Source organism: Caballeronia sp. Sq4a (assembly GCF_023170545.1).
Lineage (GTDB): Bacteria > Pseudomonadota > Gammaproteobacteria > Burkholderiales > Burkholderiaceae > Caballeronia.
Genome location: NZ_CP084251.1, coordinates 243,763 through 257,891 on the forward strand (window position 1 = coordinate 243,763; position 14,129 = coordinate 257,891).

The 14,129-nt window shown below is 62.0% G+C and carries 14 protein-coding genes and 1 pseudogene; 13 read left to right on the forward strand and 2 right to left on the reverse strand.

From position 1 onward, the window contains the following. The first annotated feature begins 1 nt into the window (after position 1). On the forward strand, positions 2-958 hold the full coding sequence (locus LDZ24_RS15035) for a hypothetical protein (protein WP_248323018.1): 957 nt from the start codon (positions 2-4) through the stop codon (positions 956-958). On the opposite strand, the gene LDZ24_RS15040 is transcribed toward LDZ24_RS15035, so the two are convergent. Further along, positions 955-1,766 (reverse strand): IS5 family transposase gene (locus LDZ24_RS15040; RefSeq protein ID WP_248323019.1). Its coding sequence is split into 2 segments (ribosomal slippage): positions 955-1,415 and positions 1,415-1,766, totalling 813 coding nucleotides; the frame shifts between segments, so codons are not numbered across the junction. The genes LDZ24_RS15035 and LDZ24_RS15040 overlap by 4 nt on opposite strands. A 115-nt stretch (positions 1,767-1,881) precedes the next feature. Here LDZ24_RS15040 and LDZ24_RS15045 point away from each other — a divergent pair. From LDZ24_RS15045 to yjfF, 8 genes and pseudogenes are all read left to right on the forward strand, one after another. Continuing rightward, positions 1,882-2,052 (forward strand): annotated as a pseudogene (locus LDZ24_RS15045) (DUF6531 domain-containing protein); the annotation flags it as partial. Between the two features lie 171 nt (positions 2,053-2,223). Continuing rightward, on the forward strand, positions 2,224-3,117 hold the full coding sequence (locus tag LDZ24_RS28135; protein ID WP_371747460.1) for an RHS repeat domain-containing protein: 894 nt from the start codon (positions 2,224-2,226) through the stop codon (positions 3,115-3,117). A gap of 241 nt (positions 3,118-3,358) precedes the next feature. After that, entirely contained in the window at positions 3,359-3,586 is a 228-nt protein-coding gene (locus LDZ24_RS15055; RefSeq protein WP_248323020.1) for a hypothetical protein, read from the forward strand. A 69-nt stretch (positions 3,587-3,655) separates the two neighbouring features. After that, on the forward strand, positions 3,656-4,024 hold the full coding sequence (locus LDZ24_RS15060; protein WP_248323021.1) for an RHS repeat domain-containing protein: 369 nt from the start codon (positions 3,656-3,658) through the stop codon (positions 4,022-4,024). A gap of 898 nt (positions 4,025-4,922) precedes the next feature. Then, positions 4,923-5,858, forward strand: a complete 936-nt coding sequence (locus tag LDZ24_RS15065; protein WP_248323310.1) for an ABC transporter substrate-binding protein — start codon at positions 4,923-4,925, stop codon at positions 5,856-5,858. A 71-nt stretch (positions 5,859-5,929) separates the two neighbouring features. Beyond that, positions 5,930-7,444, forward strand: coding sequence for a sugar ABC transporter ATP-binding protein (locus LDZ24_RS15070; RefSeq protein ID WP_248323022.1), 1,515 nt, complete (start codon positions 5,930-5,932; stop codon positions 7,442-7,444). Then, a complete protein-coding gene (locus LDZ24_RS15075) occupies positions 7,441-8,478 on the forward strand; it encodes an ABC transporter permease (RefSeq protein ID WP_248323023.1) in 1,038 nt (345 codons plus the stop codon). Before LDZ24_RS15070 ends, LDZ24_RS15075 begins: the two co-directional genes overlap by 4 nt. Then, the gene (yjfF, locus tag LDZ24_RS15080) at positions 8,475-9,563 is read left to right on the forward strand and encodes a galactofuranose ABC transporter, permease protein YjfF (protein ID WP_248323024.1); all 1,089 of its coding nucleotides are present in this window, start codon (positions 8,475-8,477) and stop codon (positions 9,561-9,563) included. Before LDZ24_RS15075 ends, yjfF begins: the two co-directional genes overlap by 4 nt. A gap of 76 nt (positions 9,564-9,639) precedes the next feature. Here the strand turns inward: yjfF and andR are convergent, their stop codons facing one another. After that, positions 9,640-10,617 (reverse strand): anthranilate 1,2-dioxygenase regulatory protein AndR, encoded by a 978-nt coding sequence (gene andR, locus LDZ24_RS15085; protein WP_248323025.1) that lies wholly within the window; start codon positions 10,615-10,617, stop codon positions 9,640-9,642. 190 nt (positions 10,618-10,807) lie between these two features. On the opposite strand from andR, the gene andAc reads away from it, so the two are divergent. The 4 genes from andAc to andAa are packed head-to-tail and all read left to right on the forward strand — an operon-like array spanning position 10,808 to position 14,115. Continuing rightward, positions 10,808-12,079, forward strand: a complete 1,272-nt coding sequence (andAc, locus tag LDZ24_RS15090; RefSeq protein ID WP_248323026.1) for an anthranilate 1,2-dioxygenase large subunit AndAc — start codon at positions 10,808-10,810, stop codon at positions 12,077-12,079. A gap of 15 nt (positions 12,080-12,094) precedes the next feature. Further along, positions 12,095-12,568 (forward strand): anthranilate 1,2-dioxygenase small subunit AndAd, encoded by a 474-nt coding sequence (andAd, locus tag LDZ24_RS15095; RefSeq protein WP_248323027.1) that lies wholly within the window; start codon positions 12,095-12,097, stop codon positions 12,566-12,568. A gap of 10 nt (positions 12,569-12,578) precedes the next feature. Then, entirely contained in the window at positions 12,579-12,902 is a 324-nt protein-coding gene (gene andAb / locus LDZ24_RS15100; protein ID WP_248323028.1) for an anthranilate 1,2-dioxygenase ferredoxin subunit AndAb, read from the forward strand. After that, positions 12,892-14,115, forward strand: a complete 1,224-nt coding sequence (gene andAa / locus LDZ24_RS15105) for an anthranilate 1,2-dioxygenase system ferredoxin--NAD(+) reductase (RefSeq protein WP_248323029.1) — start codon at positions 12,892-12,894, stop codon at positions 14,113-14,115. The genes andAb and andAa overlap by 11 nt, the downstream gene beginning before the upstream one ends. Positions 14,116-14,129: the final 14 nt, after the last annotated feature.

The window sequence follows — 14,129 nt, forward strand, 5'->3', positions numbered from 1 at the left end:
CATGGGAGATTTCTGGGCCGCCCGCGAGGGCGATGCACTGCTGCACACCTCGCCTTGGGCCGATCTGGTTGGTGGAGTATTGGAGGTCGCGGCCAACGCGGTCATTCAGATGGCGGCTGAGGCGCTGGTTGCCGCTGCGGTCGGCGTAGAAGTCGGCTCGCTCGGCTGTGGCACGGTCTTGGCCATCGGCCTCGTGGTGGGCGCGGTCATGGTGGCTACGGGCTTAAGCGACAAGCTATCGAAGGCTTGCGAGGATATCGGCAATGCCCTGTTTCCGCCGACTATCCAAGCGCACATCGCGACCGGGTCGAAGGATACGCATATCAATGGCAAACCCGCTGCGCGCGCCGCAGGCATTTTGCTCACCGCGGAGCAGATGGCCGCGCTAGAAAAAGCCGCGAAAGATGCGCCGAAGAAGGACGAGTCGATCCTCGATATCGCGGGCAACTGGCTGCACGCGGCCGGTCAATTCTTCTCGCAGATGGTTCAGCCGACGGTGGCGAGCCCGGAGCCCGCGATTCCCTGCGACGAGGACAAGATCCGCTGCGACAAGCATCCGTCGCCCGAGCCCAAGGAGTTTCTGGCCGAAGGCGTGAAGCACGTGACGATCAACGGCCAGCCGGCTGGGAGAAGCGGCGCGCGTAGCACATGCGAGGCGAAGATCGCGGATGCACCGGCCAAGGGCGCCGATGTCTCGCCCGACGTTCGCATTGGTGGGCCGCTTGCCGTGGTTCGCGAGATTCGCAGCGGCAAGGCGCCGGTTGCATTGGTAATCGGCATCGTCATGGCGTTCATGGGCAAGGGAAGCATGGCTTCCAAACTAGGCTGCTTCCTGTTTGGGCTGGGCATGAACGTGCTCACGCAGAAAGCGGGGGAAGCCCTGCGATCGACCTGGCAGCGTGCGTCAAATGCTGTGAGTCAGCCGGTCAACGCGGCAAGTGGCGCTAAGAGGCGTTAACAGAATGACTTTTGCAGCTGCCGCCAGCATATGATGCAGCAAGCGATTTTGAGGAAAGCCTCGTGTATGAAAGCGAGCCGTTCGAAGCGGATGCGCAGTCGGCGGAAGTTGTGAAGCCACGAAATGGTCCGCTCCACGACCCAGCGTGTTTTGCCCAGCCCGCTTCCATGAGGCTGACCGCGTCGAGCGATTTCGGTTGCAATGCCGGCGGCATGCAGTGGACGTCGGTATTTGTCGTGGTCGTAGCCTCTGTCGCCCTGAACGACCCGAGGCTTCGATAGCGGTCTGCCACGCTTGCCGCTGATGGGCGGAATAGCCTCGACCAGCGATTGAAGTTGAGTGACGTCGTTTCGGTTGGCGCCGGTCAGTATCACCGCAAGCGGGATACCCTGGGCCTCGGTGATGAGATGGTGCTTTGAACCGGGTCGCGCGCGGTCTGTGGGATTCGGTCCTGTTGTTGACCTGAGCCCACAGCGCGGATTGAGGAGGAATCGACGATGACGCGAGACCAGTCGATTTGGTCGGCTGCGCGCAATCGCGCAAGCAGCACCTCGTGCAACTGCTCCCAGACGCCGGCGGCCTGCCAGTCACGCAAACGACGCCAGCAACTCATGCCACTGCCGCAGCCCATCTCGCGAGGCAATAGGTCCCAACGCAGGCCCGTCTGTAAGACGAAGAGGATGCCCGTGAGCACCGCACGATTATGGAGCGGCCTGCGCCCTGGGTAACGGGTTCGTCGTGGGTTGGGCGGGGGCAGCAGCGGTTCAATGAGTGCCCACAGTTCGTCGTCGAGTATCGGCTTGGCCATGTCCTTTTCGTCGTCGAAACAATGAAAAGGTTAACAGCATTCATCGAGAGTTAACAGCCCCTTCGCTCATTTTGTTAAGGCTTCTAAGTACCTCGCTGGCGATGAAGATCGGGATTTCACTGTGCCGGGCCGTTTTCCGCTTGTCTGGCAGCGCATATATAACAGCCATGACACGCGCACGCAGGGTATGTTTGGTGCGGGCTGGAGCGTGCCGCTGGAGGTCTCGGTGGAGCGCACGCCGGGCGCTGTGGGGGCCGACAGCTGGACGTACATTGACGAGACGGGTCGTCGGTTGGACATGCAGTCGGTGCGCCCGGGCGAGGGCTTTCGCAGTCCAGGCGAAGGTTTGGGCGTGCGTCGCAGCGAGTCAGGGCAATGGCTGGTGGAAAGCGACGATGGCGTGTATCGCGTCTTCGAGCCCGACCCGCACGACGACGCTCGCCAGCGTCTGGCGCTGATGGGCGATCGCAACGACAACGCGCTACGGTTGCACTATGACGATGCTGGACGCCTTGTCCGGATCACGGATAGTGTTCAGACCTTGCACGTGCTCCTGCATTACGACGAGCGTTCCCATGCGAGCCGTGTGTCCCGCATCGAGCGCCGCTATGGCGAAGCGCTGCACGCGAGCGAAGTGCTTGTGCAGTATCGGTACGATGCGCATCATCGGCTGGTGGAAGCGCGCGTCGAGCGTCCCGGGATGCCGGAGCGCCGGTATGGTTATGACTATGACGCGCTGGGGCGTCGCACGGCGAAGTATCAGATCGATAGCGATGGTCAGCGGCATTCGCACGTGCAGTTCTTGTGGGACGGCTTGCGCATGGTGCGTGAGACGCAAGCGCAGGGCAACAGCGTGTACCTGTACAAGGGCGCGGGCAGTTACGAGCCGGTGGCGCGATTGGATGCCCCGAGTGGGGCGCAAGCATCCCGTACGCTGTACTACCATACGGACATCAACGGCGCGCCTGAAGAGTTGACGGATGCGAGCGGCGAAATCGTGTGGCGCACGCACTATCAGGTGTGGGGCAACACGGTCGTTGAGACGGCGGTCGAGGAGTATCGACCGCAGCAGAACTTGCGATATCAAGGGCAGTATCTGGATCGGGAAACGGGGCTGCACTACAACCTGTTCCGGTATTACGATCCGGAGGTGGGGCGGTTTGTTACGCCGGATCCGATCGGGTTGACGGGCGGGCTTAATCTGTATCGGTATGCGCCCAATCCGATAAGCTGGATTGACCCGTGGGGGTTGTGCCCTGGAAATTCCAAGCCTTCGAAGAATTCTCCCGTAGATTCAGTCATTGCGGAAAAGGTCAACGGCAAGGGAAATATAACCAGTCAACATGTCTAACTGCAGACGAACTTCTCAGTGCCGGAGCCAAATTTTTAGGCGAAGGATATGCGGAAATCGGTAAGCCGGGTAGCGGTGTCTTTCGGAGCGCAGATGGAACACGGCAGTTTAGAATAGACAATAATTCGATTCATGGAAATCATGCACCCAATGTTCCTCATGGACATTTGGAAACATATTCCCCAGGGGCCACGAAGCCAACCGCAAACAATCACATACCATTTATTGAAAGAGTAGTACTATGGAAAAGATTCTATATGGGATAGTTGGAAAAATTATTGCTGGAGATAACGCTGGTTCCTATGTCAAGGTCGAAGATGATAGTGCGAGCACAGGCGGATTTCTAATTCTGACCTCCGGTCACCCTGATCTGTCGGCCGGATTTGATAACTGGGTTGAAACAAAAGACGCGGTAGAACGCTTCTTCGCGGAGTCCAATTGGAACGTCGAATGGAAGATAGACAGGTAGACAATGAAAGGGCCGCAGTTCACGGTGCAGCCCTTCGATCGTCTACTCGGCGGAGCCAGTCAGCCGTCCGTGTTCGACATTGATGTTGACGCGCTGCCGTACTATGACGCCCGCGGGCGGCTCGAATGCGTGACCGGTGCCGAAGGCAACAGCACGCGCTACCGCTATGACGCGCTGGGGCGTTTGACGGGTGTGATTCGCCCGGACGGCGCGCAAGAGCACTTCAAACTCGACGCATCGGGGCAACTCATCGCGCGCATCGACGCGCTCAACCAGAGCACGCGCTACATCCTCGATGCCCACGGCCGCGTGGTGGAGCGACTCGATGCGGCGGGCCGCAGAGTCGCGTTCGAATATGACGCCTACGGCCGGCTCACGGCGCTGGTCAACGAGAACGGCGATCGATACCGCTTCGGCTACATGCGGGCGACCGCTTGATCGAGCAAATCAGTCAGGACTGTCAGCGACAGCAGACGGACTACGACGCACGCGGCAGTGTGACGGGCACGCGCTGGACGGCGGGCACGTCGGCGCAGATCGAGCATCGCTACTGCGCGATGCAGGGGGTCGACTCGTCCGCCGCGACAGCCCCGATGATGTGTCCGAGTATCGGAACCTGTCCGCCTTTTGCGATGCTCGTTCCTAGCCTACAGTCATTGGGTAGAGATCCGGCGTAGCCAAACACCGACCTCGTAGTCGAACCCCCATGACCCCAGCAAAAAGCACATCCGTTCCCCTCTGCCTCCTACTCGCAGCAAGCACAAGCTCGTCGGCTGCCTCGATACAAATCGAATCCGGCTCATATAACGGAACGTGTGGAGCTTTAGACGCAACCTCCGACCTCGCATCTCACTGCAACTCGACCGAATCATGCCAGTACCCTGTCGCACTGCCCGCACCCCTCCGAGCTAGACGACATTGCAAAACCGATTTCGTCGCCAAATGGTCATGCGGAAACGGAGAGACTCACGAGGCGTCGGTAAGCGCCGTCGAGAAGAGCGGCGGCGTCCTCGTGCTAACGTGCATTCCCTCCGCTGGCGCAGGCAAATAGCGAATTCCAAAACGTGGGATAAAACTCGCCGACGAAGCCAGCATTTACTTAGAAGCTTCGCAATCAATAAGCAATACACGAAGCCTATTAACTAATAACCGTGTTTTCCCTGATATCAGTCTTGGTATCCTCGACGCCGAATAAGTGATTGGACCCGCATGCGTCGTCAGACTAATCTTGCGCAGGACTCAATCCTGAGTCCAGGACCCCGGACCTAGAGCCGCGGCAAAAATGATCCATCAGGAGACGATAATGAAACAGACCCGACGCACGGTGCTGAGCGCAATGCTTGGTTCGGTCCTGTTGTTTGCCGCGGGCATGAGCGCACACGCCGAGGGCAAGCAGATCACGCTGGGCTTCGCGCAGGTCGGCGCGGAAAGCGCATGGCGGACCGCCAATACCGTCTCCGTGAAAACGGCCGCCAAGGACGCGGGCATCAACCTCAAATTCTCCGATGCCCAGCAGAAGCAGGAAAATCAGATCAAGGCGATCCGCTCGTATATCGCCCAGAAAGTGGATGTCATCGCGTTCTCTCCGGTCGTCGAATCCGGATGGGAGCCTATTCTCGTCGAAGCCAAGAACGCCAAGATCCCGGTCATACTCACGGACCGCAATATCGATGTGAAAGACAAGTCGCTCTATGTGACGATGATCGGCTCGGACTTCCTCGAAGAAGGTCGTCGTGGCGGCAAGTGGCTGGAAGATCACTATAAGAACGAGAAAGGGCCGATCAATATCGTGGAATTGCAGGGCACGGTTGGCTCGGCCCCGGCCAACGACCGGCGCGCGGGTCTGCTCGAAGTCATCAAGAACGACCCGAAGTTCAAGGTCATCGCTTCGCAAAGCGGCGACTTCACGCTCGCGGGCGGCAAGCAGGTCATGGAAGCGTTCGTGAAGACCTACGGCAAGCAAATCAACGTGGTCTACGCGCATAACGACGATATGGCGCTCGGCGCGATTCAGGCGATGGAAGAGGCCGGCATGAAGCCCGGCAAGGACGTGACCGTCGTTTCGTTCGACGCCACCAAGGGCGGCTTCGAGGCGATGATCGCCGGCAAAATCAATGTGGACGTCGAATGCAGTCCGCTTCTCGGGCCGCAGTTGATGACCGCCGTGAAGGATATCGTCGCGGGCAAGCAATTGCCCAAGCGCATCGTGACGGAAGAAACCATCTTCCCGATGAGCGTGGCCGCGCAGACGCTCCCGCAGCGCAAGTACTAAAAGCGTGCGCGTCCATCGCGCAGGCGTTCGGCCGCGCGATGGACCATCCTTCCCTCTAGCCGGCGCTCTCCATGACCGACGCTCCCGTGCTCGAAACGATCGGCCTGTCGAAGTCTTTTCCCGGCGTGCGGGCGTTGCATGACGTGCGCTTCCGTTTGTTTCCCGGCGAGGTTCACACGCTCATGGGGCAGAACGGCGCCGGCAAATCGACGCTCATCAACGTGCTCACCGGCGTGCACGAGCCCGACGCTGGCGAGATCCGGCTCGGCGGCGAACCGGTGCACTTCACCGCGCCGCTCGAAGCGGAAGCGGCCGGCATTCAGACGCTGTATCAGGAAGTGAATCTGTGCCCGAACTTGTCGGTGGCCGAAAACATGTTCGCGGGCCGACAACCGAAGCGGCGCGGCGCAATCGACTGGCGAACGATCCACGCGCGCGCGCAGGCAGCGCTCGCCGCACTCAACGTCACGGTGGACGTCACCAAGTCGCTCGATACGTATCCCATCGCCGTGCAGCAGATGGTGGCGATCGCGCGGGCGCTGTCGGTCGATGCGCGCGTGCTCATTCTCGACGAACCCACATCCAGTCTCGACGATGGCGAAGTCACGCGGCTCTTCGACGTGCTGCGCAAACTGCGCGATTCCGGTCTCGCGATTCTTTTCGTCACGCACTTTCTCGAACAGACCTACGCGATATCCGACCGCATCACGGTCATGCGCAACGGCGAGCGCGAAGGGGAGTATCTCGCCAAGGATCTGCCCGTCGAACTGCTCGTCTCGAAGATGGTCGGCCATGAGCGCATGACCGAGCGGCTGGAACGCGCGGCGACGGAAGCGCCCGCTGAGCAGAGCAGCGTGGCGCCGTTTCTGGAGATGCGCGGCGTGGCCCGGCGAGGCGTGATGAATCCCGTCGATATCGACGTTCAGCCCGGACAGATACTCGGGCTCGCCGGTCTGCTGGGCTCGGGCCGCACGGAAACGGCGCGGTTGCTGTTCGGCGCCGAACGGTCGGATGCGGGCGCGACGCGTATCGGCGGCAAGACCGTGAAGCTGCATTCGCCGCGCGATGCGGTGCGTCACGGCATGGGCTACTGTCCCGAAGACCGCAAGAAGGAAGGCATCGTCGCGGATCTTTCCATACGCGAGAACATCATCCTCGCGGTGCAGGCGCGGCGCGGACTGTGGCGCTGCATCGGCAAGGCGAAGCAGCGCGAGATCGCCAACCGCTATATCCAGCAGTTCGGCATCAAGGCGCGCGACGCGGAGCAGCCCATCGGCCTGTTATCGGGCGGCAATCAGCAGAAGGTGCTGCTTGCGCGCTGGCTCGCGACCGAACCGAAGATGCTGATTCTCGACGAACCGACGCGCGGCATCGACGTGGCCGCCAAATTCGAAATCATGGACCGCGTGCTCGCGCTCTGCGCAAAGGGCCTTTCCATTCTCTTCATCTCGTCTGAAGTGAGCGAGGTGGTGCGCGTGAGTCACCGGATCGCGGTGCTGCGCGATCGACGCAAGGTCGCCGAAGTCGCGGGCCATACCGCGTCCGAAGATGACGTGTACCGGCTCATCGCCGGAGGCTCGGAATGAACACGATCAAGGCAATGTCTCAACATCCGCTCGTGTGGCCGTGCCTGACGCTGATCGCGCTGTGCTTGCTCGATCTTTCGCACAACGCGAACTTCCTCTCCATCACGATGCTCGACGGTCATCTGTTCGGCGCGCCGATCGACATCTTGAATCGCGCGGCGCCGTTGGTGCTCGTGTCGCTCGGCATGACGCTCGTGATCGCGACGCGAGGCATCGACATCTCCGTAGGCGCGATCGTCGCCATTGCGGGCGCGACCGCCGCCACGATTCTCGCCGACGATCCGTCGCGCGTGCCGCTCGCCATCGCGGCGGCGCTCGGAGTCGGCGTGCTCGGCGGCATGTGGAACGGCTTGCTGGTGGCGTTCATCGGCATGCAGCCGATCATCGCGACGCTCATTCTGATGGTCGCAGGACGCGGCGTCGCGCAGTTGCTGACGGGCGGGCAGATCATCCCCATCGGCGCGAAGGGCTATCTGCTCGTCGGTGGCGGCTATCTCGCGAGCGTGCCGTGTTCCGTGTGGGTCGCATGCGGCGCGCTGGTGCTGACCGCGCTGCTGGTCAACCGCACGGCGCTCGGCTTGTTCATTCGGGCTATCGGCGTCAATCCGGTCGCGACGAGGCTCGTCGGCTTGCGGTCGAGCATGATCGTGTTCGGCGTGTATGCGTTCTCGGGGCTTGCGGCCGCGATGGCAGGCGTGCTCGCCAGTTCGAACGTGCGCAGCGCCGACGGCAACAACGCCGGTCTGCTGCTCGAACTCGATGCGATCCTCGCCGTTACGCTCGGCGGCACGTCGTTGCTCGGCGGGCGCTTCAGTCTCGCCGGCACCGTGCTCGGCGCGCTCATCATCCAGACGCTCACTTACACAACGTATTCCATCGGCGTGCCGCCCGAAGCGACGCTCGTCGTGAAAGCGGCGGTCGTGCTGGTGGTAAGCGTCATTCAATCGGCCACTGCGCGCACTGTGCTCATGCGTCAGTTGAAGCGCGTGTTCCCGGTCGCATCGAAACAGCCGCTCGCGGAGTCATCGAAATGAGAAATGTGTTCGACCGCGTGACGGACCCGCGCGTATTGCCCATCGTCATCACCATCGTGCTGTTCGCCGCGCTTTTCGGCTTCGGTTCGGTGATGTACACCGGCTTCTTCTCGCTGCAAGTCTTGCTCGGCCTTTTGATCGACAACGCGTTCCTGCTGATCGTCGCCATCGGCATGACGTTCGTCATCGTGTCGGGCGGCATCGACCTGTCGGTCGGCTCGGTCGTCGCACTGACCACCATTCTCTGCGCCGTCTTCGCCGAGAAGCTGCATTGGCCCGTGTGGGTGATCGTGCCGCTGGTGCTCGCGGCGGGCGCGCTCTACGGCGCCGCCATGGGCGCGCTCATTCACTTCTTCAAGTTGCAGCCGTTCATCGTGACACTGGCGGGCATGTTTCTCGCGCGCGGCGCCTGCTTCCTGATCACGACGCAATCCATCACGATCAACGATCCCACTTTCCACGCGCTCTCAGGTTTTCATGTGGATGTCGGCGGGGCGTCGGTCACGGCGGGCGCGCTCGTCGCGGTCGCGACGCTGCTGGTGGCGATCTTCGTCGCGCACTTCACGCGCTTCGGCCGCAACGTGTATGCGGTCGGCGGCAACGAACGCTCGGCGTTGCTGATGGGCTTGCCGGTCGCGCGCACCAAGGTCGGCGTGTATGCGCTGAGCGGCTTCTGTTCGGCGCTCGGCGGCGTGGTCTTCACGCTCTATGTGCTGTCCGGTTATGGACTGCAAGGGCAGGGCATGGAACTCGACGCGATCGCCGCGACAGTGATCGGCGGAACGCTGCTAACGGGCGGCGTGGGTTATGTGATCGGCTCAGTGTTCGGCGTCGGCATTCTCGGCACCATTCAGACGCTGATTACGTTCGATGGCACGCTCAGTTCGTGGTGGACGCGCATTGTCATCGGCGCGTTGCTGTGCGCGTTCTGCTTGCTGCAACGCGTGATCGAGCGGCACGCGGCGCGTCGCAAATCGAACGGCACGACGCTCGGCGAAGGACTGAAGCGGAAAAAGGCCCCGGAGCCGTTGACGTCCGATGCGCACGGCGAAGCGAAGCCGCTCGGATTGGTGCCGCGGAGTTGAGGCCGCGTTGATCGCGGCGGCAGATCGTTCGTCGTCCTTAACTACGCGGCGAGTCTCGCGCCGCTCTTTAGGCCCTTCAGCGAGCAGCGCGCTTGCGCAGCGTCTCGGAGGGCGATTCCCCGAAAGCCTCCGCATACGCCATCGAGAAGCGGCCCAGATGCAGAAACCCGCACGCAAGCGCGATATCCGCGATACGCGCGCGCGGGCCGGCCGCCAGCAGCGCAGCGCGCGCCTGTTCCATGCGGACCTTGCGCACGAACTGCATCGGGCTCATGCCGCGCGCAATCTGAAACCGCTCGCGCAACGTACGCGGCGATACGCCGGCCGCGCGCGCGATGTCTTCCAGTTGCAACGGCTCGCCTGCATGCGCGCGGACGAACTCTTCGGCGCGCTTCACGAACGCAGGCGCGAGGGCCGGGTGCGTAACCGGAGCAACCGGAGAAACCGGCGCACTCGGCAACGAGCACGTCAGCAGATCGATGAGCAGCGCTTCCATATGTCCGGCGATCTGCCCGTTCGAGCGGGCGCTCTCGAGCAGCGCCGATGACCCCGTCAGCGCGCGCAACTGCTGCATCCATCCGCGAAGGGCTGGACTGTCGATGGACAGGCGCGGCGACAACAGCGCGCCGGCATCGTGACTCGCTTTCTCGAACACGTCGGCATCCATGCGAAGCACGAACTGCTCGCAATCGGGCGATAACCACGCGTCGAACGGCTGACCCGGCGCGCACAGCACCGCATTGTGATGATCGACGTCGAGCGTCGCGTTCAGCGTGCGCACCTGCGCACGCCCGCGCAGGCAGAACATCAGAAGATAGTAGCCGTCGACGGATTCGACGTCCACGCGCATGGACGCGCCGAACGAAATAGCGCCGAGACCGAGCCGCCCCAGCTTCACGAAATCCATGTACGCGGGCCCGCAATCCTTCCCCGATGGCACCAGCACATGCGGCTGCATCACGCGCGAGATGAGGTCGCGCGTCTCGTCGAGATCGCTCGATTCGAAGAGCCGATAGCTGCGTAGGGCGTCGGGCGTGAGCACAGTCGGGGTCATGGGATACGGGTAAACGCAGGTCCGCACCGGGCCGTTCGCATCCTGCGAGACCCGATGAATAAAGCCGCCGTTTTTGGATAGTACGTGAAAGAGCGACGCTTTTGGTGGATAGACCCGCCATTTTGTCTCTCCAAAAATGCGCTGACACCGTGACGTATCGATTACGGCGCCCCCGCACAGGAGAACATCCGTGGAAACGGCTGAACTGGTTTTTCGCCCTCAAGGTCCGACCGAATCGGACCATGTTCACTTTCCGCGCGACGACGGCTCGCGCGTGCCCTACAAGGTCTTCAGTTCGCAAGCGGTGTACGACCGCGAGCAGGAACGCATCTTTCGCGGTCCGACCTGGAACTTCGTGGCGCTGGAAGCCGAGATCCCAAATGCCGGCGATTACAAGAGCACGTTCGTGGGCGATACGCCCGTCGTCGTGACGCGGCTCGAAGACGGCGGGCTCGCCGCATGGGTGAACCGCTGCGCGCATCGCGGCGCATCTGTGTGCCGCAAAGCGCGCGGCAACGCGACATCGCACACCTGCGTCTATCACCAGTGGAGCTTCGACAACAGCGGCAACTTGCTCGGCGTGCCGTTCAGGCGCGGCCAGAAGGGCATGACGGGCATGCCCGCCGACTTCGACCCGAAGAACCACAGCTTGCGCAAACTGCGCGTCGATAGCTACAAGGGCCTTGTGTTCGCCTCGTTCAGCGACGACGTCGCGCCGCTACCCGACTATCTCGGCGCAGAGATGCGCCCGTGGATCGACCGCATCTTTCACAAGCCGATCGAGTATCTCGGCTGCACGCGTCAGTATTCGAAGTCGAACTGGAAGCTGTATTTCGAGAACGTGAAGGACCCGTATCACGCGAGCATGCTGCATCTCTTTCATACCACGTTCAACATCTTTCGCGTCGGCATGAAGGCGCGTTCGATCCCGGACGCGACGCATGGCCTGCATAGCATCATCACCGTGACGAAGACCGGCGAGGACACCTCGTCGGCATACAAGCAGCAGAACATCCGCTCGTTCGACGAGGGCTTCGCGCTCGAAGACGACTCCATTCTCGGCCTCGTCTCCGAATACGAAGAAGACACGACGAACCACATTCAGCCGATCTTCCCGCAACTCGTCATCCAGCAGATTCACAACACGCTGGTCGCGCGTCAGTTGCTGCCGAAAGGGCCGAACAGCTTCGAGCTGATCTTCCACTTCTTCGGCTATGCGGACGATACGCCCGAGCTGCGCGCGCTGCGTATCAAGCAGGCCAACCTCGTGGGTCCTGCCGGCTATATCTCGATGGAAGACACCGAGGCGACCGAGCTCGTGCAGCGCGGCACCGTGCGCGATGCGGATGCGACGTCGGTGATCGAGATGTCGCGCGGCAATCCCGATCAGCAGGACACGGTCATCACCGAAAGTCTGATCCGCAAGTTCTGGGTCGGTTATCAGAAACTCATGGGCTATTGAGCGGCGAGGCGACGCATGGAACAGATGAAGCTGTGGTTCGAACTGCACATGTTGCAGGACCAATACATCAACGCGCTCGATAACGACAGGCTCGAAGCGTGGCCGATGCTCTTCACGGAGGACTGTCTCTACGAGATCGTGCCGAAAGAGAACGCGGACATGGGCTTGCCCGTGGGCATCATCCACTGCACGAATCAGAGGATGCTGCGCGACCGCGTGGTGTCGCTGCGTCACGCGAATATCTACGAGGAGCATAGCTACCGGCACATGACGTCCGGGCTTACCGTCACGCGCGACGAAGACGGCGTGATCGAAACGGAAAGCAACTACGTGGTGATCCAGACCCGCAGCAACGGCGAGTCGAACGTCTATCAGGCGGGCCGGTATTTCGACAAGGTCGTGCGCACGGCGGATGGCCTGCGCTATCGGGCCAAGCGCGTGATCTACGACACGTCGCGCGTGCAGACGCTGCTCGCCACGCCGATTTGAGGAGCGCAACATGGAACAACTGACGAATGCATGGCACGCCATCGGCACGCTCGACGACTTCATAGAGGGCGAGCCCGCGGCGGTCGTCGCGAACGACAAGCCGGTGGCCGTTTTTCGTATCGGCGATGAGGTCTTCGCGCTGCACGACCTCTGCACGCATGGTCACGCGCGGCTGTCGGAAGGCTTCGTCGAAGATGGTTGCGTGGAATGTCCGCTGCATCAGGGGCTATTCGATATCCGCAGCGGCGCGCCGCGTTGCGCGCCGGTCACCGAAGCCGTGCGCAGCTATCCGATTCGCATCGTCGATGGACAGGTCGAGATCCATGTCGAGTAAGCCCTATGTGATCGTCGGCGGCGGACACGCCGCGCGCCGTGCGGCCGAAACGCTGCGAGCGCGCGATGCGGATGCGCACATCGTGATGATCGGCGATGAGCGTGCCTTGCCCTATGACCGCCCCGAACTCTCGAAAGCCGCGCTGCTGTCGGAAGAAGGCGAGCGCCGCATTTTCATTCGCGATGCCGCATCGTACGACGCGCAACGCGTCGATATGCGGCTCGGCATGCGCGTGGAGGCGATCGATCGTGAGGCCCAATGCGTCGTTCTGAGCGATGGCGCGCGCATCGAATACGAGCGCTTGCTGCTGGCGACGGGCTCGCGCGTGCGGCCGTTTCCCGGTCATGTCGATGAGGGCGTCAAGCTGCATTATGTTCGCACCGTCGATGATGCGCGCGCGTTGCGGGCGGCGCTGCAGCCGGGCACACGCGTGGCGGTGCTCGGCGGCGGCTTTATCGGACTCGAAGTCGCGGCTTCTGCGATCAAGGCCGGTTGCGCGGTCACGCTCGTCGAGCCTGCGGAGCGCTTGCTGATGCGCTCGATGCCGCGCGAAGTGGCCGACTTCCTGCATGCGCTGCATCGCGCGAAAGGCGTGGACATGCGACTGCGCACGAAGCCTCTCGCCGTAAGACGCGGCGCAGAGCACGCAATCGTCGAGACCGGTCGCGGCGATATTGATGCGGATATCGTGGTGGTGGGTATAGGCGTGGTGCCGAACGTGGAACTCGCGCAAGCGGCGGGGCTCGTGGTGAACAACGGTATCGTCGTGGACGAGCAATGCCGGACCGATGATCCTTCGATCTTCGCGGCGGGCGAGGTCACGATGCACTTCAATCCGCTTTTGGAGCGGCACGTGCGCGTCGAATCGTGGCAGGTCGCAGAGAATCAGCCCGCCATCGCGGCGGCCAACATGCTGGGCGCAGAGGAGTGCTACGCGGAAACGCCGTGGCTGTGGTCGGATCAGTACGACTGCAACGTGCAAACGCTCGGCATCTTCGATGCGACGCATACGATGATTCTGCGCGGCGATCCGTCGGCGGGTTCGTTCTGCGTGCTTGCGCTGAATGAGGCGGGCGCCCTTGCCGCCGTCGCCGCCGTCAACGCGGGCCGCGACATGGGCGCGTGCAAGCGGCTGCTTGCCGCAGGCACGCGGCTCGACATCGCTGCCCTGCGCGACACGGCTGTTTCACTGCGTGCGTTGCTCAATGCATAGACAGAGATCACAGA

Excerpts from the sequence above, each read along its gene's own strand:
- LDZ24_RS15035 (WP_248323018.1), top strand. The coding sequence starts at position 2 with ATGGGAGATTTCTGGGCCGCCCGCGAGGGCGATGCACTGCTGCACACC.
- LDZ24_RS28135 (WP_371747460.1), top strand. The coding sequence starts at position 2,224 with ATGGGCGATCGCAACGACAACGCGCTACGGTTGCACTATGACGATGCT.
- LDZ24_RS15055 (WP_248323020.1), top strand. The coding sequence starts at position 3,359 with ATGGAAAAGATTCTATATGGGATAGTTGGAAAAATTATTGCTGGAGAT.
- LDZ24_RS15065 (WP_248323310.1), top strand. The coding sequence starts at position 4,923 with ATGCTTGGTTCGGTCCTGTTGTTTGCCGCGGGCATGAGCGCACACGCC.
- LDZ24_RS15070 (WP_248323022.1), top strand. The coding sequence starts at position 5,930 with ATGACCGACGCTCCCGTGCTCGAAACGATCGGCCTGTCGAAGTCTTTT.
- LDZ24_RS15075 (WP_248323023.1), top strand. The coding sequence starts at position 7,441 with ATGAACACGATCAAGGCAATGTCTCAACATCCGCTCGTGTGGCCGTGC.
- yjfF (WP_248323024.1), top strand. The coding sequence starts at position 8,475 with ATGAGAAATGTGTTCGACCGCGTGACGGACCCGCGCGTATTGCCCATC.
- andR (WP_248323025.1), bottom strand. The coding sequence starts at position 10,617 with ATGACCCCGACTGTGCTCACGCCCGACGCCCTACGCAGCTATCGGCTC.
- andAd (WP_248323027.1), top strand. The coding sequence starts at position 12,095 with ATGGAACAGATGAAGCTGTGGTTCGAACTGCACATGTTGCAGGACCAA.
- andAb (WP_248323028.1), top strand. The coding sequence starts at position 12,579 with ATGGAACAACTGACGAATGCATGGCACGCCATCGGCACGCTCGACGAC.
- andAa (WP_248323029.1), top strand. The coding sequence starts at position 12,892 with ATGTCGAGTAAGCCCTATGTGATCGTCGGCGGCGGACACGCCGCGCGC.